Source organism: Corynebacterium dentalis (assembly GCF_900232865.1).
Lineage (GTDB): Bacteria > Actinomycetota > Actinomycetes > Mycobacteriales > Mycobacteriaceae > Corynebacterium > Corynebacterium dentalis.
The window spans coordinates 120,000-140,011 of the sequence record NZ_OCTS01000004.1 but is presented as its reverse complement, the minus strand read 5'-3'; the positions used below and the strand labels follow the sequence as shown (position 1 = coordinate 140,011).

The following is a 20,012-nucleotide window of genomic DNA, read 5'->3' as shown; positions in this document are numbered from 1 at the left end:
GGGGAGCGGCTTAACGGGCGCGCTTGGCCAGGCGCTCGGTATCGGAGATCAGCACGGACTTGCCCTCCAAGCGGATCCAACCGCGATGCGCGAATTCCGCCAGCGCCTTGTTCACCGTCTCGCGGGATGCGCCCACCAGCTGGGCGATCTCTTCCTGCGTGAGATCGTGGTGCACGCGCAGCGCGCCACTTTCTTGGGTGCCGAAACGGTTCGCCAGCTGCAGCAACGCCTTGGCCACGCGGCCGGGGACATCCGTGAAAATCAGGTCGGCGAGTGAATTATTGGTGCGGCGGAGACGTCGGGCCAAAACACGGAGCAACTGCTGCGGGATCTCCGGGTGCTCCGTGATCCACTGCTGCAGCATTCCGGAATCCATCGTTGCCGCGGTGACCTCGGTGACGCAGATCGCTGAAGAGGTGCGCGGTCCGGGATCGAAGATGGACAGCTCGCCAAACATGTCCGAAGGACCCATGACGGTCAGCAGGTTCTCGCGGCCGTCCACAGAGTGGCGAGCCAGCTTCACCTTGCCGGAAATGATGATGTACAAGCGGTCGCCGGGCTCACCCTCGTCAAAGATGGTGGTCCCTCGCGGGAAGGTCACGCTGTCTAGCTGCTCGATGAGGAAGCGCACTGCACTGGGGTCCACGCCCTGGAAAATTCCAGCTCGGGACAGAATCTCAGTTACTTCAGACATCGTTATAGTTTCTCTTCCACTTGTGTGATGTTTCAGGTGGCTCGCGGTTGAACGAGATCGCAACGGATCTCGTTGCTGCACATTCGAGGTACTTTAACTTCTAACCGTACAACGCCACAGTGCCGTGAGACACACAGCATTCATTCTAACGCCGAATTCCCAGCAACTTATGCGGTTTTAACGCCCAATTCTTCGGGGGCCTGTCTCGCCCGCCAGTTAGAGTGTTCACCATGTCCGCTCACACCAGTGCTTCCCTTCCTCGCCCCGGCTCTCATATCGCTGCCCGGGGGAAAGAAACTGAGCTCGGTACCACCCGCCGGGCGCGGAAGATCAACCGGATGCTGGCAGAGGCCTACCCGGCTGCACACGCGGAGCTGGACTTTTCAAACGCGCTGGAATTACTGGTGGCCACCGTGCTTTCTGCACAAACCACGGATGTGCGCGTCAATTCCGTCACTCCTGATTTGTTTGCTCGCTACCCATCGGCTGCCGAGTATGCAGCAGCCGACATGGAGGAGCTGGAAAGCATCATCAAGCCCACCGGTTTCTACCACTCCAAGGCCAAATCTCTGGTGGGGCTAGGAAAGAAGATCTCCGAGGACTTCGGCGGAGAAGTACCAGGAACTCTGGAGGAGCTCACCTCGCTGCCCGGGGTGGGGCGCAAAACCGCCAACGTGGTCCTGGGCAATGCGTTCGACGTTCCCGGCATCACCGTGGACACCCATCTGGGTCGTCTCGCCCGCCGGTGGAAGCTCACAGAGCAGGAGGATGCCGTCAAGGTAGAAAAGGACCTCATGGAGCTGATTCCGCGCAAAGAATGGACCATGTTCTCGCACCGGAGCATCTTCCACGGCCGCCGCGTGTGTCACTCCCGCAAGGCTGCGTGTGGGGCCTGCTTGTTGGCACGCCAGTGCCCTAGCTTTGGCCTGGCAGGCCCAGCTGATCCAGAAGAAGCAGCTCGCTTGATCACCTCGGAGGATCGCGGGCACCTGCTGCAGTTGGCTGGCTTTGAGGTTCCTGACGCAGGCGGCGATGCCTTTGTTTCCGCGGATGAGACAAGGTAACAATGACGGACATGCCTGAAAAGCCGGATCGCGCGCGCCTCCTGTTGCTGCTGCTCGCAGTGGTGGTGGGGCTCACCGTGGCATCTATTCCCCTCATGGCGTCGATTTTCTCTGAGCCCAGCACGCCGCCAGCTGCAGCGCCCAGCTCCACTGGCGCAGAACCAGCGGATGATTCTGCAACCGATGATCAGAATGCACCTGCGGATACCCGCGTGACCGTGGACAACGTGGTGCCTTGCGTGGAGCCGAAGGGGGAGGAGTTGGCGTCGGAAAAACAAAACACCGCACTTGCTGACGGCGCCGAACTCGCCGACGTACACCTGCCCTGCCTGACCGATGGCGGAGAACAAAGCAGCCAGAGTCTGGCGGAACAATTCGCCGGAACGCCCACCGTGGTCAACGTGTGGGCCTGGTGGTGCGGGCCGTGCCGCAAGGAGCTGCCCGTGATGCAGCAGGTGGCGGACAGCAACCCGCAGTGGAACGTCGTGGGCGTGCACCTGGACGCGCGTGGACAGGCCGGAGTGGATTTCCTTGAGGAACTGGGCGTGGACAATCTGCCCAGCTACCAGGACGCCAACCACACTTTCGATACCGCCACCAGCATCCCCAAGGTGGTGCCCGTGACGCTGGTCTACCGGGCTGACGGTATACGCGCGGCAACCTTTGTGCGGACGTTCGACGACAGCGCCGAGATGCAACAGAAAATCAACGAAGCCCTCGCGGGATAGGCTCACACAGTGCACGAAAGGCGCGATATGACCGAGTATTCCCAACAACAGTGGTTGGACAAGGCCGCCGAGCAACCAGAGCTGCCCAGCGAACTACCCGCATGGCTGCGCGATTTCACTACGATCGCTCGGACGGGGCGGATTCAAGACGCAATCGGCGACGAATCCCGCGCCGTTCCAGACCGGGATGCCAAGGGCAACCCGCCACGGTACTCGGCGGTGTTGGTGCTGGTGAAAGGCGAATCCACGTTCGTGGCGAAGGAAGTTTTGCCGTACCCCAAGGATGCGGCGATGCTGCTGACGCACCGCGCGCCGAGCATGCGGCAGCACTCCGGACAGATCGCCTTCCCCGGCGGTCAGCGCGAGCCGCAAGACAGCGGACCCGTGATGACCGCGCTGCGCGAAGCTCAGGAAGAGACCGGGTTGAATCCGGACCACGTGCAGCCGCTGGCGGTGATGGAGCCGATCTACATTGACCGCTCGAACTTTGCCGTGGTGCCGGTGCTGGCCTACTTGGCTGAACCCAGCACGGTGTATCCCGCCAGCTCGGAAAATGACTGGGTGGCGATGGTTCCGATCGAGCAGCTGACAGACCCAGCGCTGCGCTACTGGCTGACGTTTAGCCAGTGGAAAGGCCCCGCATTCGATGTGCACGGCATGGTGCTGTGGGGCTTTACCGGCGCAGTAGTCACAGCCCTGCTGGACATCGCCGGATGGTCGCGTCCGTGGGGCGAAGATTCGGAGCCCGTCGAACTATTCGAGGCGCTGAAGAACTCAGCAAATAAGGAAGCCATGGGAACTCTCAAAGAGAGTTTCCGCCAAGCAGGAGATAGCGGAGGAGCGCCATGAGCGGATCACTACTAGTCGATATTGTGCTGGTGATCGTCGCCCTGAGCGCGATGGCCTCGGGATGGCGCCAGGGCGGACTTTCCGCAGTGCTGAGCTTGGGTGGCGTGCTGCTCGGCGGATACCTAGCCATTCTGGCCATTCCTACCGTGCTGGACTTCGCCGCCTCGCAAGGGCACGAGTCCCAAGGGATCCGCTTTGTGGTCTCGCTGGTGCTCATCACGGTGGGCGTGCTGCTGGGATACACCGTGGGCACCAGCATCGGCATGCGCCTGCGGGATAATATCCGCAGCCGGCAGGTGCTCAAGGCGGAATCAGCCGTGGGCGCAATCGTGCAGGTCATCACCACGTTGACCGTGGTGTGGCTAATCCTGGTCCCACTGGTGGGCACGAAAAACAACGAGTTTGCCCGCTCCGTGAAGGATTCCGAGGTACTCAATGCAGTGGAATCTGCCGCTCCGGAATTCCTGCAAAAGTTCCCCACCCGCGTGGCGACATTCATCAGCGATAGTGGCTTCCCCGTCATTACCGACCCACTGGACAGCCTGCCGCAGCAGGAAATCGCCGCCCCCAACCCGGAGCTGCAGAACTCCTCCGTGGTGCAGTCCACCCGCGATTCCATCGTGCGCGTGGTGGGCGAAGCTGAACAGTGCAGTCGGCTCATCCAGGGCTCTGGTTTTGCCGTGACCCCAGACACCATCATGACCAATGCGCACGTGGTCGCCGGAACGGACCGCGTGAAACTAGACACCACGCAGGGCATGGTGAATGCCACCGTGACGTACTACAACCCCACCCACGATGTGGCGTTGCTGAAGGTGGAAGAAAGAGTGACCCTGCCTGCGCTGCAGTGGGCGGAGCAAAACGGCGCTCCGGGCGATGACTCCATCGTCATGGGCTTCCCCCAAGGCGGCCCTTTCCAAGCCACACCAGCTCGCATTAGGCAGCTGTTTACCGTCAGCGGCCCGGACATCTACGCCGATACCCGCGTGGACCGCCAGGCTTATGCCGTGCGCGGAACCGTGGTGCAGGGCAACTCCGGTGGTCCGCTGCTCAACGAGCGAGGCGAAGTGCTGGGGCTGATATTCGGAGCAGACGTCAACCAGACCGATACCGGCTACGCGCTGTCCCGCGAAGAAGTGATGAACCAGATCCAGGATGCGGAAGACTGGGTTGATCCCGTGGCTACAGGAGCCTGCGTGCTGCACTAAACGCGCGGGGCAATCAGCTCCGCAATAGCCGGAGGATCCTCGATGTGCGGATAGTGCCCCACCCCGTAGAGCAGCACGGACTCGGAATCAGTGTGCGCGGTGCGGCGCAGGGACTTCTCCGCCGCCCGGGCGCTATAGCTCGGATCCATGCTGCCGTTGATCTGTAGCACCGGAATGTTGATCTGTGCGGGGAATGAGCGGTCAAAAATGAAACCCTCGGGGCGTAGGCGCATGCGGAACAGCCAACGCTGATGCTCGCTGCTCAAGTGCGCTACCTTATCCGCCAGCATGGCATCCCGGCGCTTGCGAGCCATCGCGCGGTACGGCGCGGTATCGCGGAAACCAGGGGACACACCACCGCGGAAGATGGATTCGGCCAGGGCGGCGTCGTCCTTAACCAAACGAGACTCCGGCCAACGAGGAACCTGCGCGCCTAACACCCGCCCCGCACGGCCCCAATCGCTCCACAGATTGCTGGAAAGCCGAGAGGTCTGCACCACCGGGTGCGCAGATGCCAAGGTGACTAGCCCACGCACGCGATCGGGCTCGTGCGCGGCCAAAGTCCACGCCACCAAACCGCCATACCCATGGCCCACCACCAGCGCGTCCTTATAGCCAAGTCCGCGGATGACACCCGCCATATCTGAGGCGGCGGTGGTGAGATCATAGCCACGGGGAGTCTTATCCGAACGGCCATAGCCGCGCAAATCTACCGTGGCGATGCGCAAGGAGTGGGTAGAAAGCTCCTGCATGACGCTATAAAAATCAAAACAACCGCCACCAAAACCGTGCACAAACAGCACTAACGGCGCGTTACGCGGGCCTTGTACCTCGACATGAATACGCACGCCCCGCGAGTGGATATACACCGGCTCGGGGGCGTGCGAAGAATTATCTGCTGTCACTGTAAGGAGAAAATCCTAGGTGTACAGACCTGGATCCTGCGTGTTGGCAGAGGTGCGGTTGTTAGAACCGGACGGGATGACCGTCTTCAGGTCATTAACCGAAGCGATGGTCTTCTCGGGCTTCTTCACGCCCTTGATCTGCTTGAGGCCAACCAGAGCCAGAACGCCAACCAGAACCAGCATGAACAGGAAGACGATCAGGAATGCCAGCCAGCGAGGCAGGAAGTTATCCAGAGCCTCGGCGATGGTGAAGAACAGGAAGAAGGAGCTGTAGGCCAAGATGACCGCAGCTGCGGCGAACAGGCCGCCGCCGATGCCGGCCTTCTTAGCGGAGGTTGCAACTTCAGTCTTGGCGAGTTCGATCTCCGAGCGAACCAAGGAAGAGATCTGCGCGGAGGCATCCTTGACCAGATCGCCGATGCTGCCTTCGCCCTTTGCGCGGGCGTCTGCATCAGACAGTGGGATTGCGTTCACCTGGGGGTTGAACGAATCGCGGTCGGTGTAGAGACCTTCGCCTTGCTTGTTACTCACGGGAAAACTCCAAGAATTTATAAGTTGTTCAGCAGATTGACTCTCCCTAGTTTGCCAGACCGGGGAGAAGATTGCGCGAAAGGGTGAATTTTACGTTGAACGGGAGGGTCTGGTCCGGGATGTGGGAGACGTGGGTTTATGCGTCCTCGTCGCGCGAGCGAAACCACAACGCCAGGCCTGTGGCGACGGCTCCGAGGAGGGCAAGGGTGGCTCCCGCGCCGGCCAGGACGGCACCTTGAGGGAACAGCGGTTCGGGTTTGACGAAGCGGTTGATGGGCCAATCATTTTCCGTGGCGTACTTCCGCAGCGGTCGGTCCGGGTTGACCGCGTGGGGGTTGCCGACCAGCTGCAGCATGGGCAGGTCGGTGAAGGAATCCGAGTAGGCGAAGGATCCGTCCAGGTCATAGCCGTGTTCATCGGCCAGCTGTTGGATCTTGTCTACCTTGGCCTGACCCTTGTTGAAGTGCGTGACTTGGCCGGTGAACAGGCCGTCTTTGACTTCGAGTTCTGTGGCGATGAGCAGGTCTGCGCCCAGCTCCTTGACGATCGGTTTCACGATCACCGAAGGCGAGGCAGTCACGATGGCCACGTGGTGGCCCTGCTCGCGATGCTTGATGATCAGTTCGCGCGCCTCGGCATAGATATATGGGGTGATGACTTCCTGCAACGCATCTTGGGCGACATCCCGCAGGGCCGATTCTTCGCGGTCGCGGATCATGCCCAGCAGGGCATCTTTGGTGGCGTTCATGTTCTGCTCGGTGTGCGTGGTGAGCATGTAGTTGCCGAGCAGGGCCATCATGCGCAGGACTTCGGGCGTGCCGATCAGGCCGCGTTCGGCCATGGGGCGCCCGTAAGCCATCGAGGCGCTGGTATCGATGATGGTCTTATCGAGGTCGAATATGGCCAGTATTGGACCTTGACCATTCTCATTGGTCACATCAGTCACCTTACGCCCCATGTTTCACAATGTCACCGTGTTTTTGCGAGGTTGCGGGAAGTTGTCCACAGACATTCGGCCATTTTTCGACGCCAACTCGCTACTTATCCACAGTTGACCAACGACTTCTACTTTTCTCTTTACCGCCTTGGCACAGTGAACGCATGGGAAAACACGGGGGATTACAGCTGGGGATGGCTGGTCGGCGCTCTCACGAGACGCGGCAGACGCGGGATTTCGTGCACGCGCGTCCCATCGCCATCGAAATCGACGATCCACGGTGGGCGGAAGAAGCCAAGCTGGTCGCCGCCGCCACGGGGCGGAAACACGTGGTGTTGACGGCTGATGACGAGGCATGGCGGAAGGACCCGCGGTGGGGGCGCAACGGCGTGATAGTGCTGACGGACAAGGAGCTGCCGGAGGTGGAGAGTGATCCGCTGTTCCGGGTACTGCGCGTGGATCACTACCTGCGGGACTTTGGGGGTCAAGCCACCTTGGAGCTGGTGGAGCGGATTGGCACGTTTGATCCGCTACGCATTGCCGTGGTGGGCGCGCACGGGGGAGCCGGAACCTCGATATTCGCGGCAGGGCTGGCAGCAGCGATGGAGAAGGTACGGGGAGAAGATGCGCTGCTGGTGGACAGGGATCCGCATTCCCAAGGTTTGGCCACTGTCGTGGGGATCGAGAACCAGCCCGGATGGGTCTCCACGGATCCTTCGTTGGCTACCGAGGAACGGGAGCTGTTACAAAACTGTGCGCATCTGGGGGAGGTGAGCGTCCTGGGGAGGGTGTCGCGGGCTCGTTGCTTCGGGGATGCCTGTGCGGAGGAGTTGAATATTCAGCAGTTGGACCAATTGCTGCGGCGCACACACCTAGTTGTGGACTGTGGGCGAATGATCCCCGGAAGTATTCAGTGGGAACAGCAGTGGAATGGGTGCGCACCGGACTGCGTGCTGGTGGTTTCTACCCAGTGCGTATCTGGGCTGGTTGCCATGAAGGATTTGGCGGAATGCTGCCGTGATCAGCGAATGCCGGATGTTTTGCGCGTGGTTCGCCGGATGCCAGACGGCGGATGTAGCAGTGGGATGGCGGTGGCTCTGCTGGGGGAGAAGCCGGATGTGACCTGGGACTACGATCCTGATCTCGCTAACAGCTTGGATCGGGGAATGCTGGACGTGGACGGTTCCAAGTTGGCCAAAGCCGCGCGAACAATCGTGGTGGAGATGATCACCAGGCTGATGGATGGCTCGTCTGGCCTAGGCGAGGGATCCCGGACATGAAGAGCGTGATGAAGGCCGGAATTCTGTCTCGGTTCGGTAGGAAATCGGCCGTTGATCGTGCCGCATGTGGCGGGGAATCTAAGGCCCAAGATCCCACCACGCGGGTGCGATGGGAGCTGGCGAAACAAGGTGTGACCAGCCCAGAAATGAGCGGCATCGTTGATGTGCTCACGAGCCTTCCGGATTATGACACCGCAACGTTGGTCGATGATGCCAGGCGCATCGACCGGGAACTATCCGGGGTGGGCAGGCTCACCGAGGCACTTATGGATCCGCGAGTCACCGACATGGTGGTTAACCCCACCGGAGACGTGTGGTGCGATCGCGGAGACGGTATGGAGCTATACGCCTACCGAGAGTTTTCTGTAGCTGAAGTGCGGGACCTCGCAGTGGGGCTGGCCGATCGGTGCGGAACCAGGTTGGACGATGCCCGTCCGTTCGCGGACGGGATGCTGAGCGCCCTGCCGCGCGGTGTGGCGGCAGATGGGCTGCGGATCCACGCAGTGCTCTCCCCACCCGCTGTAGGTGGGACCAGCATCAGCGTGCGTGCACTCCGGCAGAGCGCATGGTCCTTGGACGAGCTGGCGACGGCGGGTTTGTGTCCGGGGCAGGTGGCGGAATTTCTGCGGGCTTGCGTCGGAAAAAGAAAGAACGTGCTGGTCACAGGCGGAACGGGAACCGGAAAGACCACGCTGCTGGCCAGCCTGATGGATCTGGTGGACCCGGCGCAACGGATTGTGGTGGTGGAGGACACACCCGAGCTCATGCTCGCGCACCGCAACCTGGTGAAACTGGTGACGCGGAAGGACAACGCCGACGGCCGCGGCGGGGTGGACATGCAGCAGCTGGTGAAGCAGTGCCTGCGCATGCGGCCGGACAGGATCGTGGTGGGAGAGGTGCGAGGAGCGGAGATTGCTGACCTCCTGGTGGCGTTCAACACCGGGCATGCAGGCAGTGCGGGAACACTGCACGCCAACAGCGCGCAGGCTGTAGCCGGACGGTTGATGGCGCTCGGGGCGATGGCGGGGATGTCCGCGGAGACTATCGCGCAGCAAGTTGGCGATGGTGTGGACTACGTGTTGCACCTGGAGAGAGCTGATGGTGTGCGGCGGCTGGCGCAGATCGGGCGTTTATGCAGTTCAGGCGGACAATTGGCCGTCGAGATGGTGTGGGATTGCGGGCCGGCACTGCACTGGGCGCAGTGTTGTGAAGAGCTGGGGCTTGCAGTGGTGGGGGATTGCGCATGAATCCGCTGACGTGTGGCGTCTGGGTAGCAGTGAGTGTGTTGACGGGGTTTACCGTCCGCTTGGTGGTGCAGCGGATCATGGCGGCGAATCGGGAATTAGCCACGTTGAACAGCGTCAAAGAGTTCGTGGACGCGATGAATCGGGAGGTCTACGCGGGCGCGCGAGAGCTCGAGGCGGCCGAGCAGGCACTGACTGTGGTGGAGCGCGCCGGGATGCGCGAGGATTTGAAGCTCGCGGTGGCTGGCATCCGGCTGGGCGTTTCGGTGGAACACGCCACTCCAGGAGATCCCGCATTGAGCAAGCTGTTTCTTGTGTGGTCTCTGGCTCACAATTACGGGCTGGCTTTCGGGAAGTTGTCCGACACGGTGCTGGAGGACCTGGAGACTCGCTTGGCCCAGCGCTCCACCGCGTACAGTGCCATGGCCGGTGCTCGGTTGACCGTGATCGTGCTGTTGATTTTGCCTGCCGCAGCGGTTGTCATGGGTGAATCCATGGGCATAGGCAGCGCATACTTCCTGCTATTCAATCCCGTGGGATCGCTGCTGTTGCTGGTGGGAGCGCTCATGGCCTGCGCGGGCGTGTGGTGGACAGAGGCCTTGTCCGTCAAGGCGCTCGGCGGAGTGGGCGGCAGGGCTGGTCCCAGGGGAGAAGATCCGCTGGAGGTCGCGTGTCTCCTCGATGTGTTTTCTGCTGGTCTTGCGGCTGGATTTCCTACGTCTCACGCGTGGGCGATCGCCAGCGCACACGGGCCAGCCGAAGCAGTGCTTGTCGCCGCGCTCCTCCAGCTGGGGGCGGGGAGACAGGCATGGGAGACGCTAGAAAAGCATGAGCTTTTCGGTCCTGTCGCGCGCCAAGCAGCACAGCAAACCAGGGCGGGGTCGGAACTGGTGCGGGGGATCAACAGGCAAGCCAAGCGGCTGCGCCAAACCGTCAAGGACAACGCGGTTGCCAACGCGGAAAAGATCCTGGTCACCATCGCTGCGCCGTTGACGCTGTGCTTCCTACCGGCCTTCATCGTGGTCGGCCTCATTCCGCTGGTCATCGGACTCGCGGGTTTCTAACAACAACCGAGCAAACTGCTCAATCCAATCCACTCCATCCAATCCAGTAGGGGGAAAAATCATGTCCACACCAATTACCGAACAGAACACCGCCACCATTAGCCCAATCAGTCACGCCAACGTGATGATCCACCACTCGCAGTCCGCGCTGCAGCGCGTGGCCAACCGCATCGTGGAGCTGCTCGGCGAGCACTATCGCGACGAGCGCGGCATGAGCACCGTTGAGTACGCCCTCGGCACAGTCGCGGCCGCTGCCTTCGGTGCGCTGTTGTACACCATCGTGACCTCGGACGCGGTGGAACAAGCGCTGACTGGCATCTTCACCCGAGCTCTCAACCAGTAGGAAGCCGTGAATACCGTCGAGGGAGCCATGGTGTTTACCTCGCTGGCTGTCACCGTGGGACTGTTGCTGGCCGGCTTCAGCACCGTGGCCTCCCGCTCGGCGGCTGAATCTTTAGCCCGAGACGCCGCACGCGTGGAAGCGCTGGGAGGAAACGGCGCAGGTTTCGTTGCAGCCAAGCATCCCGGTGCTCAGGTGGACGTGCAGCGGACGTCCATTGGTGGACAAGACGCGGTTACCGTGTCCGTTCACGTGCCCGCGCGCCTTTTCGACGTCACAGGCCAGGCAAGCATCGCCGTTGAGCCCAGCGATTACTGAAGGACTTCTATGAGCACTGCATTGGGCGTTTCGTGCATCCTGTCCGTGATCGCGACCGCGGGGGTTGTCTCCGTGGGTACGCAGGCTCTACTGCTGCAACAGCAGACGCAGAGCGCGGCCGATCTCGCCGCGCTCTCCGCAGCTGCGGCACAGGCCAGTGGGAATGGGGAGGCCTGTGCGGTGGCAGAAGCTTTCGCACGAGCGAACCGGGTCACCGTGTCGAGCTGCGTCAATGATGGGGAGATGGTGAGGGTTGGCGTCGAAAAATTAGGGAGAACAGCAACCGCGACCGCCGGCCCCACCGACGCCGCGGGAGGGTAGGGGCGGGGAGCGCATGGAGAACTTAAACAAACAAGGAACGCATGAAAGGGGTGGAATCGACGGTCGAGCGCATCACGGTACCGCCGTGATCCGTGGGGTACCAGTGGACTTCCACGCGGTTGTTGCGGTTACCGCCAACAAACTGGTTGAGCCACATTTCCGAGTTGAGGATGATGCCGATGGGGCTAGGAACATCGATGTCCGTGATGCCGTGACCGAGGAAAACCGGGCGGTCGTAGCCGCGGGTGGGGGTTTGCATGTAGTCGCGTAGCGCCTGCTCGAGACCCGGCAAACTGCGCAGCGGCTTGTTGAATGCGCGAGCCAGGTTCACCCCATCCATAGACTGCGCGAGCTGCCCGTAGCAGGACTGCTCTGCGGTGGCGACCATCTGTTTGCCCTCGTCCGTCAGCACAGAATCGATGTCAATATCCGGGCGGGCTTCCCGGAATGCGCCCAGGATGTAGAGCGCGTACACGGTGAGCCCCTCGGGCAGAGGAACCGGTGGGAACGTGGGGCCGCCTGCGAGCACGATCTCCTCGATGTAGGCGGGAGCGCCCGTGGCGACGGTTCCGCGGAAGTCTAGACCGGCCGCTTGGCTGCGTTCGGTGGCCTGCAGGGCAACGTGCAGCGCGGCACCGCCACCCTGGGATTGGCCGATGACCGACCACTGCCTGGACAGCTGGGTACCGTCGGGCAGGTTCTGCGCGGCGATCACCGAATCGATGACATTGGCGCCCGTGACCTTGCCGTTGAGGTAGCTGTGCAGGCCGGGGGAGCCCAGCCCTGCATAGTCCGAGGCGACGATCGCATAGCCCTGATTCAACCAATGGCTCAAGTACTGCGAATCTCGCTCTGAGCGCGGGTTAATGCTCGGCGCGCACTGGGTGCCCAGGCCGGTGGTTCCGTGCGCCCACGCCAGGACTGGATAGCCGCCCTCGGGGGCTGGTCCCTCAGGTAGGAAAATGGCGGCAGTGGAGGTGGCGGCCTGGCCGTGCTGGTCGATTGTCGTATATGCAAAGCGCTGCTGGGTAGCGGCTGCGGGCAGACCAACTGAAGGATCCAGAGGAACCTCCGCGTGGACAGTGCCGGGAGTCAGTTGATCTGCGGTAGGTGCGGCAACTGGCAGGCCACTATCAACGGTGGAATTGGCGTGTGGAGGCAGCGGCTTCGGCGATGTTCCCAACTGCACCGCAGATTCCGGAGTGATATCCGCAATCGAGCCAAACGCCTGCGAAGATTGCGCCGTAGCGACCGGGGTGCCGATGGCCGTGATTCCAGCTGCTAGCAGCGAGGAAGCGCACAGTGAAGCGGCCACTCGGCGACGAAGCGTGCGGGCAGGAGCGTGATAAGCAGGGCGAGCGGACGAGAGCATGGGACCTCCAAAAAGTTTCCTTAAGGAAAGTTTATGGAGGAAGGCTGCGACGTGTCAGCGAAACGAGAATTTTGAGCCCTGGCGAATCAACCCGGCGAAACCGTCTAGCGAAACCGCCTGGCCAGCTCAGCATTCAATCAACGCGAAGCCTCAGCCAACGCCTGCAGAATTGCAATCGCGCCCTGCTTGAACAGAGGATCGTTGCCATTGCCACACTTCGGTGACTGAATGCAGCTGGGACAACCGGCCTCGCACTCGCACTGTTCCACCGTCTCCGCAGTGGCCTCCATCCATCGTCCAAAGTTCTGAAAACCCTGCTCGGCAAAGCCCGCGCCACCCATGTAACCGTCGTAGACAAACACCGTGGGCAGTCCCGTATCCCCATGCAGCACCGTGGATACACCACCGATATCCCACCGGTCACAGGTGGCAAGCAGCGGTAACAGTCCAATCGCCGCGTGCTCCGCAGCGTGCAGCGCGCCGGGCCACGTCGGCTCCGGCAACCCCAGATCCAGCAGCACATCCGGTTCCATCGTGTAGGCCACCGCGCGCGTGCGCAGCTGCTCAGGTGGGTAATCCAACGGGACGGTTTCCAACACTTCGCCGCCCGGCAGGCGCTTGGTATACGAATGCACCGTGTGGGACACCTCCACGTCCACATCCGCCAGCCACACGCCGTCCATGACCTCGTGCGTGCCTCGCGTCCGTCGCACCTCGATGTCCGTATCGCGGCGCACCCGAGTGGTGTACGGCGGCATCTCGGGGTGCACCCAGGCAACGGATTCGCCCAGGTCCAGCTCGTCCACCACATACGTCTCGCCCTGATGCACGTATACGGCCCCGGTGTGGACTTCGCTGATTGCTCGCGAGGAGTCCACGGTTCCAAGCAAGCGTCCGTCGCCCTTATCCACGATCGCCACGTGAGAGGCGGCCCCGCCTCGGATGCTCACCCGGGAATGCACCTGCTGGGCCACGCCCAAATCAGCGAAGATGCCCCGTGGACGCTGCTTCAGCGACCCACGGCGCAGCAAGTACTCGGCCACGGAACGCCCGCTCCAAGCATCAACCTCGGCACTGGACAGTGGCTTTTCCGCCGCCGCACACACCAAGTGATCAGCCAAGATATATGGATTCGCGGGATCGAACACCGTGTTTTCCACCGGCTTGTCCAGCAGCGCCTCCGGGTGGCGAATCAAGTAGGTATCCATGGGATCATCGGCCCCCACCATCACCACCAGTGCGCCCTGACCTCGGCGGCCAGCGCGCCCTGCCTGCTGACGGAAGCTTGCGATAGTGCCCGGGAATCCGCTGACCACCACGGCATCCAATCCGCCTACGTCGATGCCCAGCTCCAGAGCGTTGGTGCTGGCCATCCCCAGCAATGCGCCGTCGTCCAGCCGCTTTTCCAACGCTCGGCGGTCCTCCGGGGTATAGCCGGCCCGGTATGCCGCGATCCGCTGCGCATCGTGCGGCCTGCCCATCACGCTGAGCTGCTCGGCCGCGCCCATCGCGATGGTTTCCGCGCCGCGTCGCGTCCGCGCAAACGTCAGGGTGCGCGCGCCCGTGGCGATAATCCGCCCCATCACCTCGGAGGCTTCGGTGGTGGCGGCCCTCCGCACGGGCGCGCCGTGCTCGCCGGTGACGTCGGGCAAGAAGCCTGGTTCCCATAGGGCGATGGTCCGCTGTCCCATGGGCGAGCCGTCTTCCGTCACAGCGCGCACGCTTTTCCTCCCCGTCAATCGCTGAGCATGCGCGGCGGGATCCACACTGGTCGCGGAGGCCAGAATCACCACAGGCGGCTCCGCAGCTAGGCGCAGTAGCCGCCGCAACACCATGGACACGTGCGCGCCAAAAACCCCGCGGTAAACGTGGCACTCGTCAATCACCACGTACTTCAGCGTCCGCAGCAGCCGCGTCCACGAGCCGGAGTTGCCCAGGATTGACGCGTGCACCATATCCGGGTTCGTCACCACGATTCGCGCTTGTTCGCGGATGACCCTCCGCGCTTCAGCGGGGGTATCACCGTCATAGGTTGCGACCATGACATCTTTCAGCGCGTCTACCCCCGCGCACATCTGCGCGATCGCGGTGCGCTGGTCTTGCGCGAGCGCCTTCGTAGGCGAGAGGTACAGGGCGGTGGCCGTGTTCCCACCGTGGGCCAGTTCGCTGAGGATGGGTAGCTGGTAACCCAGGCTCTTTCCCGACGCCGTGCCTGTCGAAACGATCACATCTTCGCCCGCATGCGCATGCTCCGCGGTGCGCGCTTGATGTGCCCACAGGCTGGTCAGGCCTTGTTCCGCTAGGTGGCTGACCAGCTCCGGATGTGCCCAGTCCGGCCAGGGAGTGGTGACTGAATGCCGGGGTGGTTCGTGCCGAATATGGGTCACGCTGCTGCGCGGCATGGTGGCCGCGAGCTCTGTGATGAGCTCTTCACCCAGGCTGACACGCCGCCCAGAGCCTGGCGCGGGGGAGGGCGCAGAGCTAGCGGCAGGCGAGCCGTTTTCGGGGAGGTCAGCAGCGGGAGTCATCGCAAGTATTGGAGCATACTCGGGCGAAAGACAGCCCCCAATCGTGTTCGGCGGGGTGGGCTATTTTTGGGTATCTCTCGTCATTTGGGGTTGGTTCGTGGCACACTGGTGACTGGTCGCAATTTCCAACGTGCGTTTCCAGTCGGGCCCACTTGCTTCATTTTTTTAGCTGGTGGAGGCTTCGCCATTACGGGGACCTCTTTTGAAATACACCAGTAGTGTGGTGAAAAAGTCGCTGCACGAACCAAGATTTAAGGAAGTAAGAATATGGCACAGGGAACTGTGAAGTGGTTCAACGCTGAAAAGGGCTTTGGTTTCATCGCTCCAGACGACGGATCCAACGATGTCTTCGTTCACTACTCTGAGATCAAGGGCAACGGTTTCCGTTCCCTCGAGGAGAACCAGAAGGTTGAGTTCGAGATCGGCGAGTCCGATAAGGGCCTGCAGGCTCAGAACGTCATCGCTATCTAAGAGTGCTGACTAGAAGGCGGTGAATTCACCGCCTCGCACGCTTTAAAAAACCACCGCGAAAGCGCTCTTCAACAGGTACTTCCCGGTGGTTTTTGCATGTGCGGCACACGGTGCGAGGTTGGCGTCGAAACAAAACAACAGATCGAGGGCAACGAGGGGCCTTACGGTGCCCCCAACTCTCCGTTTAACGCAGCCGGTCTGTAGGAATTATGTAGAGTCTCCACACATTGGTGATATAAACCAGATTGTCGAGAAAAGGTCGCACAAGCGCGCCTGCGGTACACCGCAACTATGACTGACAAGAATCAAGGAAGAGTGATCAACTCCGATGGCAAAAAGCGACGTCAAGCGTTTGGTGATCGTGGAGTCCGCGACCAAAGCGCGAAAGATCGCTCCTTATTTGGGCCCCAACTACATTGTTGAGGCTTCTGTCGGACATATCCGCGACCTTCCTCGAGGCGCCGCAGACGTGCCAGCTAAGTACAAGAAAGAGCCATGGGCGCGCCTCGGCGTGAACGTGGACGAAGACTTCGCGCCGCTGTACGTGGTCAGCCCGGACAAAAAAAAGAAGGTCTCTGACCTCAAGTCCAAGCTCAAGGAAGTCGACGAGCTCTACTTGGCAACAGACCCCGACCGCGAAGGTGAGGCCATTGCCTGGCACCTGCTCGAGGTGCTCAAGCCCAAGGTTCCCGTGCGCCGCATGGTCTTCCACGAGATCACCAAGCCCGCCATCCTGGCCGCAGCGGAGGACACCCGCGAGTTGGACCAGGACCTGGTGGATGCGCAGGAAGCCCGTCGCGTGCTGGACCGCCTGTACGGCTACGAGGTTTCGCCCGTACTGTGGAAGAAGGTCATGCCACGCCTGTCCGCCGGACGTGTGCAGTCCGTGGCCACCCGCGTGATCGTGGAGCGCGAGCGCGAGCGCATGGCGTTCGTCTCCGCCGAATACTGGGATCTAGCTGCGGAGATGTACGCGCCGGATAGCCAGCCGGACAAGTTCTCTACGAAGTTGGCTGCCATCGACGGCAAGAAGGTCGCGCAAGGTCGCGATTTCTCTGACGCCGGCGAGCTGGTGGGCTCGGCGATCGTGCTGGACAAGCAGCGCGCCGAGCACTTGGCCGACGGTCTGATCGGCACCAGCATGAAGGTCACCGGGGTTGAGGAAAAGCCGTACACGCGCCGCCCTTACCCGCCGTTTATGACCTCCACGCTGCAGCAGGAAGCCGGCCGCAAGCTGCGCTTTACCTCTGAGCGCACCATGCGCATCGCGCAGCGTTTGTACGAAAACGGCCACATTACTTATATGCGTACGGACTCCACGACCTTGTCCGACGCAGGCATCAAGGCCGCCCGCGCTCAAGCCAAGGAGCTCTACGGAGCGCAGTTCGTGGCGGATGCGCCACGTCAGTACACCCGCAAGGTGAAGAACTCCCAGGAGGCCCACGAGGCCATCCGCCCTGCTGGAGAGCAATTCTCCACCCCAGGACAGCTGTCCAACCAGCTGGACGCTGAGGAGTTCAAGCTCTACGAGCTGATCTGGCAGCGCACGGTGGCCTCCCAGATGGCTGATGCTCGCGGAACGTCCATGAAGCTGACCGTCACGGGAATGGCCTCCAGCGGCGAGACCTGTGATTTCACCGCCACCGGCCGCACCGTGACCTTCCAGGGCTTCCTGAAGGCCTACGTGGAGGTCTCTGCCACCGCCGATGGCAAGAATGTTGCAGATAACGCGGAAAAGCGCCTGCCAGTGCTGACAGAGGGCGACGAGCTCTCTGCCGTGGACGTCACCGCGGACGGCCACACCACCAACCCACCGGCCCGCTTCAACGAGGCCAGCCTGGTCAAGCGCATGGAGGAGCTGGGTATTGGCCGTCCGTCTACCTACGCCTCGATCATCCGCACCATCCAGGACCGCGGCTACGTCTACGCCCGCGGCAACGCGCTGGTTCCTTCGTGGGTGGCCTTCGCGGTGGTTGGTCTGCTGGAGCAGAACTTCGGCTCGCTGGTGGACTATGACTTCACCTCCGCCATGGAAGATGAGCTGGACCGCATCGCTGCGGGCGAGGAAAGCCGTGGCCAGTGGCTCAAGGGCTTCTACTTCGGCGATGACCTGCCAGGTTCTGCGGAAAAGTCCAACGATGGCAAGCAGGTCCACCGCCTGGGTGGCCTGAGGAACATCGTCGGCCAGAATCTGGAGCAGATCGACGCGCGCCGCGTGAACTCCCTGCACCTGTTCGACGACGAAAACGGCGTGCCGATTGTGGTCCGGGTGGGTCGTTATGGCCCGTATCTGGAGCGCATTCTTCCTCTTCCTTCCGACGCCAAGCCCGATGCCGAGCCTGAAGTTCAGCGTGCCAACCTGCCCGAGTCTATGACGCCCGACGAGCTCAACCTGGAGGTTGCGGAGAAGCTGTTCGCTACTCCTCAATCCGGCCGCGAGCTGGGCGTTAATCCCGATTCCGGGCGCGCCATCGTGGCCCGCGAGGGACGCTTTGGCCCGTACGTCACCGAGCAGCTGGGTGAGGACGAGGAAGCCAAGGCCGCGGCGAAGGCCGAGGCCGTGTGGGAGGCCGAGCGCGACGAGCAGGACGCGGAGCGTGCCAAGGAAGGCAAGAAGCCGCTGAGCCGGGAGACCAAGACGGCACAGAACCAGAAGGCCAAGCGGGTCAAGGAGATCGTCGATGAGACGCTCAAGCCAAAGACCGCCAGCCTGTTTGCGTCCATGGAGCCCGCCTCGGTGACCCTCGAGGAAGCACTGAAGCTGATGAGCTTGCCGCGCGAAGTGGGCGAGGACCCTTCCGACGGAGAGATGATCACGGCGCAGAATGGCCGCTATGGTCCGTACCTGAAGAAGGGCAGCGACTCTCGTTCCCTGAACAGCGAAGAGCAGATCTTCGATATCACCTTGGACGAGGCGCGCCGTATTTACGCGGAGCCGAAGCGCCGTGGACGGGCGGCTGCCAAGCCGCCACTGAAGCAGTTGGGTGATAACGACGTTTCCGGCAAGCCGATGAGCGTCAAGGACGGTCGCTTTGGTCCATACGTCACGGACGGCACCACCAATGCGTCGTTGCGCAAGGGCGATACCCCGGAGACCTTGACGGATTCGCGCGCCAACGAGCTGCTGTCTGAGCGGCGGGCGAAGGAAGCGGCAGACGGTGACGGTGCGGCGAAGTCTAACCGGAAGGCGTCGAAGAAGACCACGAAGTCCACCGCGAAGAAGACCACGAAGAAGGCTTCCAAGAAGGCCTCGAAAAAGGCCAGCAACCGCAACCTGACCAAGCGCACGTTGAAGGCGACGAAGCGCTCCTAGGAGCTGTGAGGCATCAGCTCGGGTTGGCTTCCGAAGTGATCGCGGAGATCGTCGATGATGGGGAAGGAAGCCAACACCAGCAGGATCGTGGCCGCGGGGATCACAGTGTAATAGCCGATCAATAGTACTGTGGCCATGCCACAGATCCCGCCGAAGAAAAAGGCTAGGACAATCAAGGTGTGCAGCCGCATCTGCGGCTTGTTGTGCACCACCGGATCAGGGTCGCCGGGCTTGTTGCGGTAGAAGAACTTGCCAATTTCAATGCCGAGATCTGTGACCATGCCAGTGACGTGCGTGGTGCGGATCTGGGAGCCGGTGATCTTGGTGATCACGGCCTTTTGCAAGCCCATGGTCCAGCACAGCACCGCCAGCACGGACCAGCCGAGACCCTAGTCCGTGATTTTCTCCGCCATCAAGCCCACCAGCAGCATGGCTAGGGCCTCGATGACCAGGATGATGGCGAAGCGACTCGGCAGATTGCGGCGGCGCCCCCAGTTGAAGATGATCGAGCACATGGCTGCGCCCGTCATGAAGGAAAAGATTCCCATCGCCGTCAAGAATACGATTGTGAACTCGCCGAGTACCAGCTGATCGGCCAGGGTGGCGGTCAGTCCCGTCATGTGCGAGGAGTACATCGCCACGGCCAAAAAGCCCACAGAGTTGAGGATGCCGGCGGTGAATGCCAAACCTGCGGCCAGGCTGGTGTTGTTTTCTCGCGTGCGCTCAGGGCTGGCGATATGACGCAGGTGGGTAAAGGCTCTGTGGCGGAGAGTGGACATGCAGATACCGTAGCAATGCCGCCGGAGAGCCGCTGAAGGGGTGAAACTTCTTCCGGTAAAGCGGTT

The 20,012-nt window shown here is 61.8% G+C and carries 18 protein-coding genes and 1 pseudogene; 12 read left to right on the top strand and 7 right to left on the bottom strand.

Annotated elements, in window-relative coordinates; genetic code table 11:
* Positions 1-10 precede the first annotated feature (10 nt).
* A complete protein-coding gene (gene glxR / locus CS919_RS05110) occupies positions 11-694 on the bottom strand; it encodes a CRP-like cAMP-activated global transcriptional regulator GlxR (RefSeq protein WP_099298424.1) in 684 nt (227 codons plus the stop codon).
* 230 nt (positions 695-924) lie between these two features.
* Between glxR and nth the strand changes: the two genes are divergently transcribed.
* Genes nth through CS919_RS05090 form a run of 4 tightly spaced genes read left to right on the top strand, consistent with a single transcriptional unit; the run spans position 925 to position 4,543 of the window.
* A complete protein-coding gene (gene nth / locus CS919_RS05105) occupies positions 925-1,758 on the top strand; it encodes an endonuclease III (RefSeq protein WP_099298423.1) in 834 nt (277 codons plus the stop codon).
* Between the two features lie 11 nt (positions 1,759-1,769).
* Positions 1,770-2,486, top strand: coding sequence for a TlpA family protein disulfide reductase (locus tag CS919_RS05100; protein ID WP_234990826.1), 717 nt, complete (start codon positions 1,770-1,772; stop codon positions 2,484-2,486).
* A gap of 27 nt (positions 2,487-2,513) precedes the next feature.
* Positions 2,514-3,335 (top strand): NUDIX hydrolase, encoded by an 822-nt coding sequence (locus CS919_RS05095; RefSeq protein ID WP_099298421.1) that lies wholly within the window; start codon positions 2,514-2,516, stop codon positions 3,333-3,335.
* Positions 3,332-4,543, top strand: a complete 1,212-nt coding sequence (locus CS919_RS05090) for a MarP family serine protease (RefSeq protein WP_099298420.1) — start codon at positions 3,332-3,334, stop codon at positions 4,541-4,543. Before CS919_RS05095 ends, CS919_RS05090 begins: the two co-directional genes overlap by 4 nt.
* On the opposite strand, the gene CS919_RS05085 is transcribed toward CS919_RS05090, so the two are convergent.
* From CS919_RS05085 to CS919_RS05075, 3 genes are all read right to left on the bottom strand, one after another.
* The gene (locus CS919_RS05085; RefSeq protein ID WP_234990825.1) at positions 4,540-5,448 is read right to left on the bottom strand and encodes an alpha/beta fold hydrolase; all 909 of its coding nucleotides are present in this window, start codon (positions 5,446-5,448) and stop codon (positions 4,540-4,542) included. The genes CS919_RS05090 and CS919_RS05085 overlap by 4 nt on opposite strands.
* Positions 5,449-5,463: 15 nt before the next feature.
* On the bottom strand, positions 5,464-5,979 hold the full coding sequence (locus CS919_RS05080) for a phage holin family protein (protein ID WP_099298419.1): 516 nt from the start codon (positions 5,977-5,979) through the stop codon (positions 5,464-5,466).
* 136 nt (positions 5,980-6,115) lie between these two features.
* Complete coding sequence (locus CS919_RS05075; protein ID WP_234990824.1) at positions 6,116-6,916, bottom strand: HAD family hydrolase; 801 nt, start codon at positions 6,914-6,916, stop codon at positions 6,116-6,118.
* 164 nt (positions 6,917-7,080) lie between these two features.
* On the opposite strand from CS919_RS05075, the gene CS919_RS05070 reads away from it, so the two are divergent.
* The 6 genes from CS919_RS05070 to CS919_RS05045 all read left to right on the top strand — a co-directional run bounded on the left by CS919_RS05070 (position 7,081) and on the right by CS919_RS05045 (position 11,483).
* Positions 7,081-8,196, top strand: coding sequence for a CpaE/TadZ family protein (locus tag CS919_RS05070; protein WP_143341758.1), 1,116 nt, complete (start codon positions 7,081-7,083; stop codon positions 8,194-8,196).
* Entirely contained in the window at positions 8,193-9,443 is a 1,251-nt protein-coding gene (locus CS919_RS05065) for a TadA family conjugal transfer-associated ATPase (RefSeq protein ID WP_099298416.1), read from the top strand. Before CS919_RS05070 ends, CS919_RS05065 begins: the two co-directional genes overlap by 4 nt.
* Positions 9,440-10,504, top strand: coding sequence for a type II secretion system F family protein (locus CS919_RS05060; RefSeq protein WP_234990823.1), 1,065 nt, complete (start codon positions 9,440-9,442; stop codon positions 10,502-10,504). The genes CS919_RS05065 and CS919_RS05060 overlap by 4 nt, the downstream gene beginning before the upstream one ends.
* Positions 10,505-10,628: 124 nt before the next feature.
* Positions 10,629-10,847: a DUF4244 domain-containing protein gene (locus CS919_RS05055; protein ID WP_099298573.1), complete on the top strand. Its 219-nt coding sequence runs from the start codon at positions 10,629-10,631 to the stop codon at positions 10,845-10,847.
* A gap of 6 nt (positions 10,848-10,853) precedes the next feature.
* Positions 10,854-11,162, top strand: a complete 309-nt coding sequence (locus CS919_RS05050) for a hypothetical protein (protein WP_099298415.1) — start codon at positions 10,854-10,856, stop codon at positions 11,160-11,162.
* Positions 11,163-11,171: 9 nt separating this feature from the next.
* Positions 11,172-11,483, top strand: a complete 312-nt coding sequence (locus CS919_RS05045) for an Rv3654c family TadE-like protein (protein WP_099298414.1) — start codon at positions 11,172-11,174, stop codon at positions 11,481-11,483.
* Between the two features lie 22 nt (positions 11,484-11,505).
* Here the strand turns inward: CS919_RS05045 and CS919_RS05040 are convergent, their stop codons facing one another.
* Both CS919_RS05040 and CS919_RS05035 read right to left on the bottom strand, forming a co-directional pair.
* A complete protein-coding gene (locus tag CS919_RS05040) occupies positions 11,506-12,855 on the bottom strand; it encodes a lipase family protein (protein WP_099298413.1) in 1,350 nt (449 codons plus the stop codon).
* Between the two features lie 137 nt (positions 12,856-12,992).
* Entirely contained in the window at positions 12,993-15,383 is a 2,391-nt protein-coding gene (locus CS919_RS05035; RefSeq protein ID WP_099298412.1) for a DEAD/DEAH box helicase, read from the bottom strand.
* 267 nt (positions 15,384-15,650) lie between these two features.
* On the opposite strand from CS919_RS05035, the gene CS919_RS05030 reads away from it, so the two are divergent.
* A complete protein-coding gene (locus CS919_RS05030) occupies positions 15,651-15,854 on the top strand; it encodes a cold-shock protein (protein ID WP_099298411.1) in 204 nt (67 codons plus the stop codon).
* Between the two features lie 328 nt (positions 15,855-16,182).
* Positions 16,183-19,167 (top strand): type I DNA topoisomerase, encoded by a 2,985-nt coding sequence (topA, locus tag CS919_RS05025; protein WP_099298410.1) that lies wholly within the window; start codon positions 16,183-16,185, stop codon positions 19,165-19,167.
* Here topA and CS919_RS10830 read toward each other — a convergent pair.
* Positions 19,164-19,946 (bottom strand): annotated as a pseudogene (locus CS919_RS10830) (YoaK family protein). The gene topA and the pseudogene CS919_RS10830 sit on opposite strands and share 4 nt — an antisense overlap.
* Positions 19,947-20,012: the final 66 nt, after the last annotated feature.